The organism is Kitasatospora sp. NPDC127116 (genome assembly GCF_042677365.1).
GTDB classification, from domain to species: domain Bacteria; phylum Actinomycetota; class Actinomycetes; order Streptomycetales; family Streptomycetaceae; genus Kitasatospora; species Kitasatospora lactacystinica.
In genome coordinates, this window is sequence record NZ_JBHXTL010000012.1 from 109,592 (window position 1) to 125,246 (window position 15,655).

The 15,655-nt window shown below is 73.8% G+C and carries 17 protein-coding genes; 4 read left to right on the forward strand and 13 right to left on the reverse strand.

Going from position 1 to position 15,655, the window contains the following annotated elements:
• The 3 genes from ACFVHV_RS08100 to ACFVHV_RS08110 all read right to left on the reverse strand — a co-directional run bounded on the left by ACFVHV_RS08100 (position 1) and on the right by ACFVHV_RS08110 (position 3,268).
• Complete coding sequence (locus ACFVHV_RS08100) at positions 1–1,005, reverse strand: glycosyltransferase family A protein (RefSeq protein ID WP_359909090.1); 1,005 nt, start codon at positions 1,003–1,005, stop codon at positions 1–3.
• Between the two features lie 235 nt (positions 1,006–1,240).
• Positions 1,241–1,888 (reverse strand): transglycosylase SLT domain-containing protein, encoded by a 648-nt coding sequence (locus ACFVHV_RS08105; RefSeq protein WP_380349738.1) that lies wholly within the window; start codon positions 1,886–1,888, stop codon positions 1,241–1,243.
• A gap of 543 nt (positions 1,889–2,431) precedes the next feature.
• Positions 2,432–3,268 carry an EI24 domain-containing protein gene (locus ACFVHV_RS08110; protein ID WP_380349741.1) on the reverse strand — a complete coding sequence of 279 codons (837 nt, stop codon included), beginning with the start codon at positions 3,266–3,268 and terminating at the stop codon, positions 2,432–2,434.
• Between the two features lie 140 nt (positions 3,269–3,408).
• On the opposite strand from ACFVHV_RS08110, the gene ACFVHV_RS08115 reads away from it, so the two are divergent.
• Complete coding sequence (locus ACFVHV_RS08115) at positions 3,409–4,197, forward strand: serine protease (protein ID WP_359909099.1); 789 nt, start codon at positions 3,409–3,411, stop codon at positions 4,195–4,197.
• 171 nt (positions 4,198–4,368) lie between these two features.
• Here ACFVHV_RS08115 and ACFVHV_RS08120 read toward each other — a convergent pair whose 3' ends face one another.
• The 3 genes from ACFVHV_RS08120 to ACFVHV_RS08130 form a co-directional block, all read right to left on the reverse strand.
• The gene (locus ACFVHV_RS08120; protein WP_380349744.1) at positions 4,369–5,556 is read right to left on the reverse strand and encodes a helix-turn-helix domain-containing protein; all 1,188 of its coding nucleotides are present in this window, start codon (positions 5,554–5,556) and stop codon (positions 4,369–4,371) included.
• A 182-nt stretch (positions 5,557–5,738) separates the two neighbouring features.
• Positions 5,739–7,178 carry an amino acid permease gene (locus ACFVHV_RS08125; protein ID WP_359909105.1) on the reverse strand — a complete coding sequence of 480 codons (1,440 nt, stop codon included), beginning with the start codon at positions 7,176–7,178 and terminating at the stop codon, positions 5,739–5,741.
• Between the two features lie 265 nt (positions 7,179–7,443).
• Positions 7,444–7,680, reverse strand: a complete 237-nt coding sequence (locus ACFVHV_RS08130) for a hypothetical protein (RefSeq protein WP_359909108.1) — start codon at positions 7,678–7,680, stop codon at positions 7,444–7,446.
• Positions 7,681–7,826: 146 nt separating this feature from the next.
• Here ACFVHV_RS08130 and ACFVHV_RS08135 point away from each other — a divergent pair, with 146 nt between their 5' ends.
• Together ACFVHV_RS08135 and ACFVHV_RS08140 are read left to right on the forward strand one after the other, a co-directional pair.
• Positions 7,827–8,852: a Ku protein gene (locus tag ACFVHV_RS08135; protein WP_380349748.1), complete on the forward strand. Its 1,026-nt coding sequence runs from the start codon at positions 7,827–7,829 to the stop codon at positions 8,850–8,852.
• Positions 8,853–8,908: 56 nt separating this feature from the next.
• Positions 8,909–9,208 carry a hypothetical protein gene (locus ACFVHV_RS08140; RefSeq protein ID WP_359909114.1) on the forward strand — a complete coding sequence of 100 codons (300 nt, stop codon included), beginning with the start codon at positions 8,909–8,911 and terminating at the stop codon, positions 9,206–9,208.
• Positions 9,209–9,244: 36 nt separating this feature from the next.
• Here the strand turns inward: ACFVHV_RS08140 and ACFVHV_RS08145 are convergent, their stop codons facing one another.
• Complete coding sequence (locus tag ACFVHV_RS08145) at positions 9,245–10,633, reverse strand: NADP-dependent succinic semialdehyde dehydrogenase (RefSeq protein ID WP_359909116.1); 1,389 nt, start codon at positions 10,631–10,633, stop codon at positions 9,245–9,247.
• Positions 10,634–10,753: 120 nt separating this feature from the next.
• Entirely contained in the window at positions 10,754–11,035 is a 282-nt protein-coding gene (locus ACFVHV_RS08150; RefSeq protein ID WP_359909119.1) for a DUF6158 family protein, read from the reverse strand.
• Positions 11,036–11,178: 143 nt separating this feature from the next.
• Between ACFVHV_RS08150 and ACFVHV_RS08155 the strand changes: the two genes are divergently transcribed.
• Entirely contained in the window at positions 11,179–12,162 is a 984-nt protein-coding gene (locus ACFVHV_RS08155; RefSeq protein ID WP_359909122.1) for an adenosine deaminase, read from the forward strand.
• Positions 12,163–12,187: 25 nt separating this feature from the next.
• On the opposite strand, the gene ACFVHV_RS08160 is transcribed toward ACFVHV_RS08155, so the two are convergent.
• From ACFVHV_RS08160 to ACFVHV_RS08180, 5 genes are all read right to left on the reverse strand, one after another.
• On the reverse strand, positions 12,188–12,772 hold the full coding sequence (locus ACFVHV_RS08160) for a dihydrofolate reductase family protein (protein ID WP_359909125.1): 585 nt from the start codon (positions 12,770–12,772) through the stop codon (positions 12,188–12,190).
• Between the two features lie 62 nt (positions 12,773–12,834).
• Complete coding sequence (locus tag ACFVHV_RS08165) at positions 12,835–13,455, reverse strand: vitamin K epoxide reductase family protein (RefSeq protein WP_359909128.1); 621 nt, start codon at positions 13,453–13,455, stop codon at positions 12,835–12,837.
• A complete protein-coding gene (locus ACFVHV_RS08170) occupies positions 13,452–14,243 on the reverse strand; it encodes a DsbA family protein (protein WP_380349754.1) in 792 nt (263 codons plus the stop codon). Before ACFVHV_RS08170 ends, ACFVHV_RS08165 begins: the two co-directional genes overlap by 4 nt.
• A gap of 103 nt (positions 14,244–14,346) precedes the next feature.
• Positions 14,347–15,006, reverse strand: coding sequence for a hypothetical protein (locus ACFVHV_RS08175; RefSeq protein WP_380349757.1), 660 nt, complete (start codon positions 15,004–15,006; stop codon positions 14,347–14,349).
• Positions 15,007–15,104: 98 nt separating this feature from the next.
• The gene (locus tag ACFVHV_RS08180) at positions 15,105–15,557 is read right to left on the reverse strand and encodes an SRPBCC family protein (RefSeq protein WP_380349760.1); all 453 of its coding nucleotides are present in this window, start codon (positions 15,555–15,557) and stop codon (positions 15,105–15,107) included.
• Positions 15,558–15,655: the final 98 nt, after the last annotated feature.

Here is a 15,655-nt window from a genome sequence, read left to right on the forward strand (position 1 = left end):
TCATTTCCGCCCGGTGAGCGTGCCCCGCGCGATGTGGGAGAGCTTGGCCACCTCGAAGGCCGGGTAGGCGCCGCCCGCCAGCAGCGAGAACTTGATCCCCTCGCGGCCGCCCGGCCGGCGGTGGCCGGGCGGCTGGAAGCGGCGGTGGTGCTCGGCGGCGCGGTGGAAGAACTGCGGCCGCTCGGCACGGGTGACGCAGCCGGCCAGGTCGAAGACGAACAGGTAGTGCCGGATCATCCGGACGAACAGCGCGTCGCGCACCGCGTACAGGTGCGGCTGCTCCTCCAGCAGGGCGAAGCTGCGCTCGTACTGCTCGAACAGGTCGAAGACGCTGCTGCCCGGGCCGCCCGCCGGGTGGACGGTCTCCCGGCGGCGCAGCTGCACGCACTCGCGTGCCAGCACGGCGGCCTTCCGGGCGCCGAGCAGCGCGGCGTGCGCGACCGGGACCTCCTCGTAGCGGCCGGGCGGGAAGGCCAGGCCCAGTTCGGCCCAGTGGCCGCGGCGGATCAGCCGGTCCCAGATCAGCGGCGGCGCGCCGAACAGGGCGGGCCGGTCGAAGGGGGCGAACGGTTCGGGGCCGGCCTCGGCGAGCAGGGCCTCGGCCCCGCCGGGCCAGTCCCGGTCCTGGTGCCGGCGGGAGTGGCCGAACAGCAGCACGTCCACCGGGCCGGTCTGCCGGAGCCGGTCGGCGAGCGTCCGGAGCGCGTCCCGGGGCAGCAGGTGGTCGGCGTCCAGGAACAGCAGGTACTCGCCGCTCGCCCGTGCCGCGCCCGCGTTCCGGGCGGCCCCGACCCCGACCGCCGCGGTCAGGTGCAGAGCCGACACCCGCGGGTGCCGGGCCGCGTACGCGTCGGCGAGCCCGCCGGCCGTCCCGGGGGACCGGTCGGCGACGACGATCACCTCGACGTCGGCCAGGGACTGTGCGAGCAGCGAGTCCAGGCAGTCGGCGAGCTGTTCGTGCTGGTCGTAGGCGGGGAGCACGACGCTGATCAGGGGTGAGGGCATGACGCCGGAGCGTAAGAGGGCCTGCGGACCGTGGCAAAGGTCTGACGGTCCGTAATTCCGATCAATCAGTGGCAAATCGTACGAGTGCGCGCCATATCTTCACGCCGCCTTCCGGACGTGTCCACGCCCGTACCGGGCTCCCGGCCTGCGGGAACGTGCGCCGGGGCCCGCGACGCGGGTGCGTCACGGGCCCCGGGGAGCCGGACCGGTGGCTGGGGCTGATGCCGGGTTCGGCCTAGTACCAGTGGTGGGCCTGCCAGAACGACCAGGCGGCGCAGGGGCTGCCGTAGCGGGTGTTCATGTAGTTCAGGCCCCACTTGATCTGGGTGGCCGGGTTGGTGCGCCAGTCGGCGCCCGCGGAGGCCATCTTGGAGCCGGGCAGGGCCTGGACCAGGCCGTAGGCGCCGGAGGAGGCGTTGACCGCGAGCGGGTTCCAGCTGCTCTCGCGGAACACGATGTTGCTGAAGCACTGGAGCTGGCCGGCGGGGACGATCTGCGCGGCGATCTGCTGCGGGGTGCCGGAGTAGGCGGCCGGGGCGCTGGTGAGGTTCTGGCGCTCCTGGGAGCGGGAGGCGGCGGCGTCGGCGTCGGCCTTGGCCTTGGCGTCCGCCTGGGCCTGCGCCTCGGCCTGGGCGGCGGCGTCCGCCGCGGCCTTGGCCTGGGCCTCCTGGGCGGCCTGTTCGGCGGCGGCGGCAGTGGCGGCGGCGTCGGCCCGGCCCTGGTCGGCGACCGGCTCGCTGTCCACCGAGACGGCGGCCACGGGGGCGGCCCCGGTCGCGTTCCCGGCCTGCGGGATGGCGAGGGCGGCGGCGGCGGCGCTCGCGACCACGAGGGTGGCGACACCGGTGATCAGGGAGTTGCGGCGGGCATGGCTGAGCTGCATGGGGCGGGCGGTCCTTCTCCGTCGGGGGCCGTGCCGGTGGCACCGGGGGCGGGGCGTCGCACGGGCTCCGGGCGGGCGGGGCTCGTGCGGCCGCCCTGGGCGGCCGTGGCGCCCCGGCGGTAGCGGCGGGGGCGGGCGGGCCGTGCGGCGGCGGAGGTGGTCGGCTGCGCTGCCTGGCGACGGGCCATTCTTGGCAGGGCCGAGGACGGGTGGCAAAGGCGTTCGCTACTACGCGGCATCGTGGTTGCGGGGTGGCCGCGGCGGGCTTCGGCGATGGCTTTGGTGGTATTTGTCCGAATTGCGCACCCTGAAGTGGAGGCCGGGTCGGCGGCGACGGATCGCAGGGGCGGCAGCCGTGGTGGCCTGTGTTCTTCAGGCGGGGCGGGGCCGTGGGCGGTCCGGCCCGGGTGCCTCGGCGGCGCCGGGCGGGGCGTTCGAGGGGGCCCGTCCACTATCGGGGATCGTGGATGGCGATCCCCCTGTGGGCGGGCTCACACGCGGGCGGGGGCGAGGTCGGCGCAGCGTGACCGGCCGGTGACGGCCTCAGGGGGTCGCGTACGGGTTGCCCGGCACGGGCCGCGCGGTGGCGGTGGGGAAGTCGGGGGCCGGGCCCGGCTGCTGCTCCTCCTTCTCCTCCTCCGGTGCGGTCGGGACGAGGTCGCGGGCCAGCAGGGTGGCCCCGGCGACGGCCCCCGGCATGGCGAGCACGGTGACCAGCGGCACCAGGAAGGCCAGCACCAGCGGCGTGCCGAAGCCCAGTGCCAGCCCGAGCCGGGCGCGCAGCAGTCGGATCCGCTCCGGCTGTGGCACCCGGCGCCGCTGCAGGGCGACGGCCGTCAGCTCGACGGTCAGGAAGAAGCCGGACACCAGGAAGCCGAGCGCGGGGACCACCGTCTGCCCGACCAGCGGGATGAATCCGCAGGCGAACAGCGCCACGCCGAACGCGGCCACCCGCACCAGCACGTACACGCTGTCGCGCACCGCGATCAGCAGCTCCCGCCAGAGCGCGGTGTCCGGCGGGGTGGGCGCGCCGCCCTCGGTCTCGTCGACCGCGGCGCAGAGCGCCTCGTAGAAGGGCTGTCCGACCAGCAGGGTGACGGCGGTGAAGGTGAGCAGGGAGAACAGCAGGCCGCCGCCGAAGACGACCGCCGCGAGCGCGTCGCGCAGCAGGCCCCGCCAGGGAGCGCCCCAGTGGTCGGCGAACGGGGTGGCCCAGTCCGCGAGGTCCCGGGACCAGGCGCCGAGGAAGGCGAGCGCGACGACGTAGCCGACCAGCGCGAGCAGGGCCGGCAGCATGCCGAAGCCCCACCAGCGGCCGTGCCGGCCCACCCACTTCTGGCCCTCGACCAGGTACTTCATCCCCGCCGCAAGATCTCGCATGGGCGATCACCTTAGGGCTTCCGCACCCGGAACCACGCATTGCCGTGTTCCTGCCAGTTCTGACCGGCAAGGACCGCCCCCTCCTGCCGCGCCGCCCGCCGGGCCACTCTCGGTCTTCCCCCACCTGCAAGGAGGATCTGATGAAGCGTCAATTCGGCAGAGTGGTCGGCCTGCTGGCCGGCCTGGTGCTCGGCGCCGGCATGCTCGTGCTGCCCGCCGCCGCCTCGCCCGCGCCGTCGCCGAGCGTGGTCGGCGGCACGCGGGCGACGCAGGGCGAGTTCCCGTTCATGGTGCGGCTCTCGATGGGCTGCGGCGGCGCGCTGTACACCTCGCAGATCGTGCTCACCGCCGCCCACTGCGTCGACGGCACCGGTGCCGACAGCAGCATCACCGTCACCGCCGGAGCGGTCGACCTGAACAGCGGCAGTGCGATCAAGGTCCGCTCCTCGTACGTGTACCAGTCGCCCTCCTTCACCGGCGCCGAGAACGGCGACGACTGGGCGCTGATCAAGCTGGCCTCGCCGGTGAACAGCAGCCTGGTCAGCACCCTGCCGATCGCCACCTCCACCGCCTACGACACGGGCACCTTCACCATCATGGGGTGGGGTGCCGCGCGCGAGGGCGGCGGCCAGCAGCGGTACCTGCTCAAGGCCACCGTGCCGTTCGTCGACGACGCCACCTGCGCCCGCGCCTATCCGGGCCTGAACACCGCCGGCTCGCTCTGCGCGGGCTACGTCGCCCAGGGCGGCGTCGACACCTGCCAGGGTGACTCCGGCGGCCCGATGGTCCGCAAGGACGCGGCGGGCCGCTGGGTCCAGGTCGGCATCGTCAGCTGGGGCAACGGCTGCGCCCGCGCGGGCTACCCGGGCGTCTACAGCCAGGTGAGCACGTACGCGGCCGACATCGCCGCGGCGGCGGCCGGCCTCTGAGCCCACCCGCCGGGCCCGGTCCGACCGGTGCGGCAGGGCCGGCCACCACTCCCGCAGGTGGTGGCCGGTCCTGCTGTTCCGTGGCGGACCGGGCGCCGCCGTGCCCGGGCGGTCGCCGCCGTGCCCCGGCAGCGGCCGTCGCGTCCGGGCCGGGGGGCTCGGCGCGGGCGTTCACCGGCGCAGCCATTCCCCGGCCCGCCGCTGCTCGCGGGCGATGCGTCCGGTGGTGGTCGGAGGCAGCCGGGCGAGCAGGGCGAGGGCGGCATCGGCGTGACCGGCGAGGGCGTGGGCGCCGGCGAGGCGGGCGGTGACCAGGGCGTGGTCGCGCGGGTGGGCGGCCCGGTCGAGGAGCCGCAGGGCCGCCTCCAGCCGGGCCGCCGCGGTGCGGGCGTGGGCGGTGCGGCCGGTGCGGAGGGCGAGGTCCCGGTGGCAGGTGCCGTGGGCGACGGCCAGGACCAGCTCGGCGCGCGCCGTCCAGGGCGTCGGCACGCCGGTGAGCAGTGCGGCGTCGGTCAGCCGCCGGGCGTCGGCCAGCGTCCGGTCGGCCTGCGCCGCCCGGCCGGCCAGTGCGTGGGCGTGGGCCTGGACGAGGGCGGCCCAGGCCCACAGCCCCGGCAGGGGAGGGGCTGTGGTCCGGGCGGCCTCGGCCAGGGCGAGTGCGGTGGCCGGGTCGCCGAGCCACCAGTACAGGGCGCTCTGGCGGACGAGCAGGGAGGCCGCGGTGGCCCGGTCGCCGGTCGCGCGGGCCCACTCCAGCCCGGTGGCGTACCAGCCGAGCGCGCGGGCGGGGCGGTCGCCCTCGAAGTGGGCCCAGCCGGCGAGCTCGGCGTACTGGGCGGCGAGCGAGCGGTCGGCGCCGGGGGCCTCGCGGGGGCCGGGGTGCCGCCCGCCGAGCAGGGTGTGGGCGTGGTGCTCCAGGACGGCGGCCAGCTCCTCGCCGCCGATCCGGCCCGCGGCGGCGCGGTAGGCGGCGAGCAGGTGGGCGAGCACCTCGACGGTGGCGGCGTCCGGTGGTGCGGCGCGGGCGGCGGGCGGTGTCCGGGCGGCGGCGCGTTCGCCGAGGCGTTCGCGCTCCTGCCGTACGGTCTGCCAGAGTTCGGCCAGCTCGCCGCCGGCGAGCAGGAGTTCGTCGGCCCGGGCGGGCATCCCCGGCGGCGGCCAGCGGCGGGCGTTCTCCACCCGGCTGATCAGCGAGTCGTGGTAGCCGAGCAGCCGGCCGAACTCGGCCTGGCTGAGGCCGCGGGCCTCGCGCCAGTGGCGCAGCCGGCGGCCGAAGCGCAGGCGGGCGGACTCGGGTTCCGTACGGGGCGGCGGGGGTGGCGGGGCCGGGGGCGGTGGGGGCGGTGCGGGAGTGGGCAAGGGCGGCACGGGGTCTCCCGGAGGGGGCGGGGGAGCGCTCGTGGGGGAGCGTCATGCCCTGGTATCCCCGTTGACGTGCCTTGGTCAAACGAGAGGGGCGGGTGGCGGGCCGGGAACGGCGCCGGGCCCGGGAGCCTTCTCAACGGCTCCCGGGCCCGGCGTTCCCGCGCGGGGCGGACGGGTCAGGAGCCCGCCGCCACCGCGGCCCGCCGCCGTCGGCCCACCACGGCCGAGGCCGCCAGCACGATGGCTGCGGCGACCAGCGACAGGTACATCTGCTTGCGCCCGTCGGCGTCGGTGAACATGTACGCCATGACGAACCCGATCATGCCCATGGCCGTCCAGGTCAGGTACGGGTACAGCCACATCCGGACGGTGTGCCGCTCGGGCATCTCGCGCTCGATGATCTTCCGCATCCGCAGCTGGGTGGCGCAGATCACCAGCCAGACGAAGAGCGCCACGGCGCCGGAGGAGTTGAGCAGGAAGGCGAACACGGTGTCCGGCGAGGTGTAGTTGAAGAAGACCGCGACGAAGCCGAAGACCACCGAGGAGAGGATGGCCACCCGCGGCACGCCGCGCGAGGTCACGGTGGCGAAGGCCTTGGGCGCGTCCCCGCGCTGGCCGAGCGAGAAGGCCATCCGGGAGGCGGTGTACATCCCGGAGTTGAGGCAGGACAGCACCGCCGTCAGCACGATCACGTCCATCACCTGGCCGGCGCCCGGGATGCCGATGTGGTCCAGCACCGCCACGTACGGGCTGGACTTGACGTCGGCGGAGTCCCAGGGGAGCAGGGTGACCACGAGCAGGATCGAGCCCAGGTAGAAGATCCCGATGCGCCAGATGACGCTGTTGGTGGCCTTGCTGACCGCCTTCTCCGGGTCCTCCGACTCGCCGGCGGCCAGGGTGACGATCTCGCTGCCCATGAAGGCGAAGACCACGGTGAGCATGCCGGTGAACACCGCGCCCACCCCGTGCGGCAGGAAGCCGCCGTGACCGGTGAGGTTGCTGGCGCCGACCGCGTGGGTGCCCGGCAGCAGACCGAAGGCGGCGAGGGTGCCGATCACCAGGAACGCGGCGATCGCGACCACCTTGATCCCGGCGAACCAGAACTCGAACTCGCCGTAGGAGGCGACCGAGAAGAGGTTGGTGGCGGTCAGCACCGCCATCACTATCAGCGCCCAGCCCCACTGCGGCACGCCGGGCACCCAGTTGTTGAGGATCTTCGCGCCGGCGGTCGCCTCGACCGCGAGCACCACGACCCAGAAGAACCAGTACAGCCAGCCGATGGAGAAGCCGGCCCAGCGGCCGAGCGCGCGGTCCGCGTACGCCGAGAAGGAGCCGCTCTGCGGGTCGGCCGCGGCCATCTCGCCGAGCATCCGCATCACGAGCACGACCAGAGCGCCGGCCAGCGCGTACGAGAGCAGGATGCCCGGGCCGGTGGTCGCGATGCCCGCGCCGGAGCCGACGAAGAGGCCGGCGCCGATCACGCCGCCGATGGCGATCATCGACAGGTGGCGGTTCTTGAGTCCGGCCTTCAGGTGGCCGTCGCCGCCCTCTCCGGTCGGACTCGGCTGGTGGGGGAGCCTGGTGGCCGTCGTGGGCTTGGTGGTGTCCGCACTCATCAAGGTGCCCTGTGCCTTTCCAGCGCGGTGTGACCCTCGGCTCGTCGCGCCGGAGGGTGGGGGACTTGCCCGCGCATTGCGTCGCAACCTAACTTCTACGCCCGAGTATCGGAACAATGCTTTGATAACTGTTCGCTTACCGGACGTAAAAAGCCTGGTCAGGGTGGGTGGAAAGGTGGCATGGAAACCTCAGATCTGACGCATCGTCAGTATTCGAAAAGGTTGCCAAGCTCTGTTGGGGCTCAAATCGCCCGCACCTGCGCGGTCAGATCGGCCGCGCGTCGAGGACGGTGATCGCGGCCCCGTCCGCCGGTCGCCCGGTCAGCCGGGCGGCCAGGATCCGGGGGATGTCCTCCTCCTGCGAGTATCCGGGCAGGACGGTCACCTCCGCGCGCCGTGTGCCGGGCTCGCCCCGCACCGCGTACGTCACCAGGTAGCCGTACCGCTCCGGCGGCGGCGCCTGGTCCCGGTCCTGCCGGTCCCGCCGGCTCCGGACGGTCATCCGCATCGACCTCCTCGGCCCATTGTCGGCGCGGTGTGGACGATCCGCGCGAATCCGGGCAGAGTGGGACTCTCGGGACATGCCGTAGGAGCATCCCGAGCGTGCTCGGCGCCGGCCGGTTCCCGGCGCCGGTCAGGAGCGACCCCATGCAGACCACCTGGAAGGGGACGATCAGCTTCGGGCTGGTCAGCATCCCCGTCCACCTGTACTCCGCGACCCAGGAGCACGACGTCCCGCTGCACCAGGTGCACGCCAAGGACGGCGGCCGGGTGCGGATGAAGCGGTACTGCGAGCAGGAGGAGAAGGAGGTCCCGTACGCGGAGATCGCCAAGGGCTACGAGTCCCCCGACGGGCGGACCGTCACGCTCTCCGACGAGGACCTCGCCGACCTTCCGCTGCCCAGCAAGAAGATCATCGACGTGCTGGCCTTCGTGGACGAGGGCGAGATCGATCCGCTGATGTTCTCCAAGGCCTACTACGTGGGCGTCGCCGACAAGGCCGCCGCCAAGCCGTACGCGCTGCTGCGCGACGCGCTCACCGAGTCCGGGCAGATCGCCGTCACCAAGATCGCGCTGCGCACCCGGGAGTCGCCCGCGGTGCTGCGGGTGCACGACAACACCCTGGTGCTCCAGACCTGCATCTGGCCCGACGAGGTCCGCCCGGTGGCCGGCATCGCGCCCGAGGGGGACGTCACCGTCCGGCCGCAGGAGCTCAAGATGGCGCGGTCGCTGATGGACACCCTCTCCGAGGACTTCGACCTGGCCCAGCTCCACGACGACTACCAGCAGGCGCTGCAGCAGGTGATCACCGCGCGGCTGGAGGGCGTGGAGGTCCCGCACGAGGAGGAGCCGGGCGAGGCGCCGGACAACGTGATCGACCTGATGGAGGCGCTGCGCAGCAGCCTCAAGCAGGCCAAGGGCGGGCGGGGAGCCGAGGGCGCCGGAGCCGGGGAGGCCGGCGCCGGGGAGGAGCCCGCGCCGCGCAAGCGCGCCCCGGCGAGGAAGACCGCCCCGAAGGCGAGCCCGAAGTCCGCCGAGAAGTCCGCCGAGAAGTCCGTCGAGAAGACCTCCGAGAAAGCCTCCGCGAAGACCTCCGGGACGGGCGCCACGAGGAGCCCGGCGGCGAAGAGGACCGCCACCCGGAAGTCCTCGGCCCCCCGCAAGGCCTCCTGACCCTCCCGGGTCAGGCGTTCCTCCCATCCAGCCGTCCAGCCTTGGAGGCGATCCCGATGGACCTGCTGACCTACCAGGAAGTCGAAGCCCAGGCCGACGCCGCCGAGGGGCCCGAAGCCCGCAGGGCCCGGGGTTTCGGGCACCGCGTCTGGCACTGGCTGCTCAGCCTCAGCCCCACCGTGGTGACGTTCATGATCGCGCTCTCGATCGGCCTCTGCATGGTGGCCGTCCAGGTGAGCCTGCTGCCGGTGCTGGTGCCGATGGCGATCTTCTGGGGCCTGACGCTCATCGCGATGGGCGGCGTGATCGCCCGCTGGATGACCCCCGGGCCGGGCCGGCACCGCATGGCGTCCTGACCCGGCCGGGACGGGCACGGGGCCGGGAGGTCCGGCTCAGCCGATCCACACCGTGGTGACGTTGCAGAACTCCCGGATCCCGTGCCCGGACAGCTCCCGCCCGAACCCGGAGCGCTTGACGCCGCCGAACGGCAGCGCCGGGTGGGAGGCCGTCATGCCGTTGAAGAACACCCCGCCGGCCTGGATGTCCCGGACGAAGCGCTCCCGCTCGGCCTCGTCGGTGGTCCAGACGTTGGAGCTGAGCCCGAACGGCGAGTCGTTGGCGGCCGCCACCGCCTCGTCCAGGTCGGCCACCCGGTGGACGGTGGCGACCGGGCCGAAGGTCTCCTCCTGGTGGATCCGCATCGCCGGGGTGATGCCGGTCAGCACGGTGGGCTCGAAGAACCAGCCGGTGTCCCAGCCCTCCGGGCGTCCGCCGCCGCACTCCACCCGGGCGCCGCGGGTGCGGGCGTCCTCGACCAGTTCCTCCAGGTCGTCCCGGCCCTGGCGGCTGGCCAGCGGGCCGACGTCGGTGTCCTCGTCCATCGGGTCGCCGACCTTCAGCGCCCGCATCGCCTCGGTGAAGGCGGCGGTGAAGCGCTCGTAGACGTCGGTGTGCACGATGAAGCGCTTGGCGGCGATGCAGGACTGGCCGTTGTTCTGCACCCGGGCCCGGACGGCGGTGCGCACCGCGGCGTCCAGGTCGGCGCTCGGCAGCACCACGAACGGGTCGCTGCCGCCCAGTTCCAGGACGGCCTTCTTGACCTCGTCCGCCGCGGTGGCCGCGACCGCCCGCCCGGCCGGCTCGCTGCCGGTGAGGGTGACGGCGGTGACCCTGCGGTCCCGGATCACGCCCTCGACCGCGCCCGAGCCGATCAGCAGCGTCTGGAAGCAGCCCTCCGGGAAACCGGCCCGCCGGAACAGCTCCTCGATCGCCAGCGCGGTGCGCGGCACGTTGGACGCGTGCTTGAGCAGGCCGACGTTGCCCGCCATCAGGGCCGGCGCGGCGAACCGGACGACCTGCCAGAGCGGGAAGTTCCACGGCATCACGGCCAGCACCGGGCCGAGGGGGCGGTAGCGGACGTAGGCGCGGCTGGCGCCGGAGTCTGCGACGTCGGCCGGGGCCGGGTGCTCGTCGGCGAGCAGCGCCTCGGCGTTGTCCGCGTACCAGCGCATCGCCTTGGCGCACTTGGCGGCCTCGGCGCGGGAGGCGGCGAGCGGCTTGCCCATCTCCTCGGTCATGGTGCGGGCGACCGCCTCCTGCTCCCGGTCCAGCAGGTCGGCGGCGCGGTGCATCAGTTCGGCGCGGGCGGCGAAGGTGGTGCCGCGGTAGCCGTGGAAGGCGGCCTCGGCGCGGGCCAGCCGCCGCTCGACGCCGGCCGCGTCGAGCGGTTCGAAGGTCTGGAGGGTCTCGCCGGTCGCGGGGTTGACGCTGGCGATGGGCATGCGGGGCTCCCAGGTGGGTCGGGGTCCGGTGCGTCTGCCCTCACACCCTCCCTGACCGCCCGGCTCCGGGCACGCCTCGGCGCGCCCGGCGTGTCCCGGCGGGCGGGCGATCCGCTCCGCTCACTCCGGCAGCGACTCCACCCGGGCCGCCGCCTCCCGGGCCCTGGCCCCGGCCCTGGTCCGGGCCGCGGTGACCTGCCGGCCGGGGAAGCGGTGCAGGAACTCGGCCTCCAGCTCCCCGGTGCGCAGCGTGTGCCGCTTCAGCGCCTCCTCCGAGCCGTACAGGAAGGTCTCGTGGCGCGTGCGGTGGAGCTGTTCCAGCTCGTGCAGGAGCGTGTCGTTGCCCAGGGCGTGCGGGGAGATGCCCGCGGGCCGGATGTGCGGGTCGTCGGCGTGCCGCATCTCGGTGCCTCCTCGGCGGAAGTCCCCTCCTCCAGGGTGCCCGGGGACCGTCGCGGCTGCACCCGGCCGGTGGGCACGGATCGTAGGATGAATCCTTCCGCGTTCCTCAGAAACCATCCCGCCGACGCTCGGACAGATCGCACATGCCGCTTCCCAAGGCCGAACTCCACCTGCACATCGAAGGCACCCTGGAGCCCGAACTCGCCTTCGAACTCGCCGCCCGCAACGGCGTAGAGCTGCCGTACGCCGACACCGAGGCGCTGCGCGAGGCGTACTCCTTCAGCGACCTCCAGTCCTTCCTGGACCTCTACTACGCGCTGATGGCCGTGCTGCGCACCGAGGACGACTTCGCCGACCTGGCCGACGCCTACCTGGCCCGGGCCGCCGAGCAGGGCGTCCGCCACGCGGAGATCTTCTTCGACCCGCAGGCGCACACCGCGCGCGGGGTCCCGCTGGGCGCGGTGGTGGACGGACTGACCCGGGCGCTGGAGCGCGGCGAGGAGCGGTACGGCATCAGCGCCCAGCTGATCATGTGCTTCCTGCGGGACGAGTCCGCCGAGTCCGCGCTGGAGACCTTCGAGGCCGCCCGCCCGTACTTCGACCGGATCACCGGCATCGGCCTGGACTCCGCCGAGGTCGGCCACCCGCCGGTGAAGTTCCGCGAGGTGTACCGCCGGGCCGCCGAGGCCGGGCTGCGGAGGGTCGCCCACGCGGGCGAGGAGGGCCCGGCCGCGTACATCACCGAGGCGCTGGACGTCCTCGGCGTCGAGCGGATCGACCACGGGCTGCGCTGCCTGGAGGACGGCGAGCTGGTCGCCCGCCTGGTGCGCGAGCAGATCCCGCTGACCCTCTGCCCGCTCTCCAACGTCCGGCTGCGCTGCATCGACACCCTCGCCGACCACCCGCTGGACGAGATGCTGGAGGCCGGGCTGCTGGTCACCGTCAACTCCGACGACCCGGCGTACTTCGGCGGCTACGTGGAGGACAACTTCCGCGCCGTGCGCGAGGCCCTCGCCCTCGACCAGGAGGCCCTGCGCCGGCTGGCCGCCAACTCCTTCCGCGCCTCCTTCATCAGCGAGCGGCGCCGGGCCGAGCTGCTCGCCGAGGTCGAGGCGTACGTCTTCTGACCCGCCCGTCCGTCGCGCCGGCCCGTCACCCGTCCAGGGGCGACGGGCCGACGCGCTCGTAGCGCAGCAGCGTCACGCCGTTGGTGAAGCGGTGGGTCTCGGTCAGGGCGAGCGGGGTGGGGTGGTCGGTCGGGCGGAAGAAGAGCGTGCCGCGGCCGAGCACGACGGGGTGGACGTAGAGCCGGAACTCGTCGATCAGGTCGAGGGCGAGGAAGGACTCGGCCAGGTTCGCGCCGCTGAGGCAGAGGTCGCCGCCGGGGCCGGCGGTGAGGGCGGCGACCGACTCCGGGGTGACCTCGTGGACGACGGTGGTGTTCCAGTCGGCGTGGTCGAGGGTGCGGGAGAAGACGGTCTTCGGCATCGCGCGCCAGATGCCCGCGAACTCGGCCGTCGGACCGTCGGCGGCCGGGTCCTGGTCGGCGGTGGGCCAGACGGAGGCCATCAGCTCGTGCGTCACCCGGCCGGAGACGAAACCACCCATTCGGGCGAGCTCGCGATTGAAGTGGGTGTGCACCTCGTCGTCGACGAGGTTCCAGCCGAGGTCGTGGTCCGGGCCCTCGAAGTAGCCGTCCACGGACAGGGAGACGAAGAGGACGATCCTGCGGCGCATCGGCGGCCTCACCGGGAGACGGTCCGCCGCCCCTGCCGCGGGGGAAGGGGCGGCGGACGGGATCAGATCAGGGTGCTCCAGTAGTACCAGAACCGGTTGAGGATCAGCAGCGCGATCACCGCGTACCAGAGGGCCGGGACGACCCAGTGGTAGCGGGCCGCCTCCCGGACGGCCGTCCGCAGCCGCGGGCCCACCGGGATCACGCCCGAGCGCAGGTTGTGCAGCGTGGTGTACCAGAACAGCGGGATCACCGCGGCCCACACCACCATGCAGTACGGGCAGAGCGCACCGATCCGGTACAGCGCCTGGTACATCAGCCAGGTCACGAAGCCGACCCCGAACACCGTCCCGGCCTGCAGGCCGAGCCAGAACCAGCGCCGGAACGCCGCCCCCGCGAGCAGCCCGGCACCGACCGCGACGACCACCCCGAAGGCGACCAGCCCGATCAGCGAGTTGGGGAAGCCGAAGGCCTCCGCCTGCGCGCTGCGCATGATCGAACCGCAGCTGATGATCGGGTTGATGTTGCAGTTGGGGACGTAGGACGGGTCCTCCAGCAGCCGGATCTTGTCCAGGGTGAGGACCGCCGAGGCGAACAGGCCGACGGCGCCGCCGATCAGCAGCAGCCAGGCGAACGGGCGGCTCGCGCCGTACGTGGGCCGCACGGCGGGCGCGCCGGCCGTCATCCGGTCACCTGCTTGACCATCGCGGTGAACTGCTCGGGGGAGACGGCCTTGCCGTTGGAGAGGACGTCCAGCTTCCTGCCGTCCAGCTTGACGGTCGGGGTGCCGGTGACGTCGCTCTTGTTGAACTCCTCGTTGACATTGGCCGCCCACGGCGCGTAGGTGCCGTCCTGGACGGCCTTCACGAAGGCGTCCGTCTTCAGGCCGGGCACCTGGCCGGCCAGGTCCAGGACGTGGTTGACGTCGCCGAAGGCGTCGCTGCGCTCGTCCGGCTGGTTGGCGTACAGCACGTCGTGGAAGGCCTTGAACTTGTCCACGCCCTCGTTCAGCGCGGCGCCGGCCGCGGCCAGCGCGGTGCGCGAGCCCTTGCCGCCGAGGTTGTTGTCCAGGAACGTCGCCAGGTGGTACTGGACCTTGTACGTGCCGTCGTCCGCGAGCTGCTGGATCGCCGTGCCGGTGGTGGTCTCCAGCTGTTCGCAGAACGGGCAGCGGAAGTCCTCGTAGACGTCCAGGGTGTGCGGGGCGTCGGCCTTGCCGTAGGTGACCACGGTGCCGTCGGTGCCGCTCGCGTTGGCCGGCACGACCAGCGGGCCGTTCGCGGCGCTCGAACCGGAGCCGGAGGAGCCGCCGACGGCGAAGGCCACACCCGCCGCGAGGGCGAGGACGGCGGCCGAGGCGCCGCCGACCACCACCCGGCGGCGGATGCGCTCGGAGCGCTCGGCCTGGGCGCGGGCGACGCGCATGCGGTCCGTGGCGGAGGCCTTCTTGGCGGTCTTGCGGGTGTTGCTCATGGGGTGTCGTCCTGTGCTCTCGGGCGTACGGGGCGGCGCGGCCGGTCGGGGCCTGCGCGGGGGGGAGAGAACAGCCGACTGAGCGGGCGGGGAGGCCCGCGGCTCAGACGGCCAGGGCGAACACCGGCGGACCGCGCCGGACGGCCGGGCGGACGACGACGTCCTCGGCGGGGACCAGCGCGCGGCTGGCCCGGGGGAACGGCACCCGCGCCGGCGGACGGGCCGGCAGCGGGGCGGCCAGCAGCCGCAGCCAGCGGGCGGCGGCCGGCAGATGGCGGTGCAGGAACTCGCCCACCATCCGGACGGCGCCGGCCAGGCAGCACAGCGCGGCGTCCGCACGGCGCAGCCAGTAGGCGCCGGCCAGCGCGATCACCGTGTGCAGCAACAGGAGCAGCAGCACACCGGCCCGCGCGGAGACGCCGTGACCGAGCAGGAAACCGCCGAGCGAACCGCCACCGCACAGCAGCGGCTGGAGGCCGTGCCCGGCGCCGGGCGGCAGCGAGGGACACGTGCTCTGCGCGAGGTCGAACAGCGCGCCGGCGCCCAGCTCCAGGGGCAGGAACACCGCCGCGATCGCCGGGAAGCCGCGCTCGCGGCCGGCCAGCGAGAAGGCCACCGCGAAGACGGCGGCCGAGGCCAGCAGCATCGGGCCGACCGGGAGCGTGCGGCCGGTGACCAGGACCTGGCCGAGCCCGGCGAGCAGCACGACCAGCGCGGCGAAGACCGCCGCGCGGAGCGTCCTGGTGACCGGCCCGATGTCCATGGCACCCGAGTCTGCCACAGGTTGAAACCGAAACGGTCTGCCGGACGGTGCGCTGTGAAGAGCCTCACCGCCCGCGCTGAGCTGGGCTTATCCGATGCTTACGGGTCGGCCCCGACGGCGTTCACCCGCGCCTCGACCAGCTCCCGGAAATGGTCCAGATCCTCGCGCACCGCCCGCTCGATCGCCCCGGCCTGGGCGAAACCGCGCGGCCCGCCGAACTCGCGCCGCACCGCCTCCGGGTCGTACTCCACCCGGATCTGCAACCGGGTGTGCCGGGCATCGAGCGGCAGCAGCGCGAAGGCGCCGCGCAGCGGAAGCTGACCCAGGGTCCGCCAGGCCATCACCCGGCCCCGGCCGCGGTCGGTGATCTCGGCATCGACCGAGTGCCGCTCGCCGTCGACCTCCACCCCGAGGTGCGCGAGGTTCCGGCCGTGCGGCTGGGCGCTGCTGACGCCGTCGACGAACCGGGGGTACTCGTGCACCCGGTGCAGTTGCTCCCAGGCGGCGAGGACGGGGGCGGCGATGTCGATCTGTTCCTCAAGGGTGCTCATTGTGCGCGGCACCTCCCTGGGTCCAGCGTGCGCCTCGGGGTGGGGGTGGGCAAAGGGGGGTGGTTGGTGTTGTTGGGGGCTTTCGGGAGGGTGGGGGG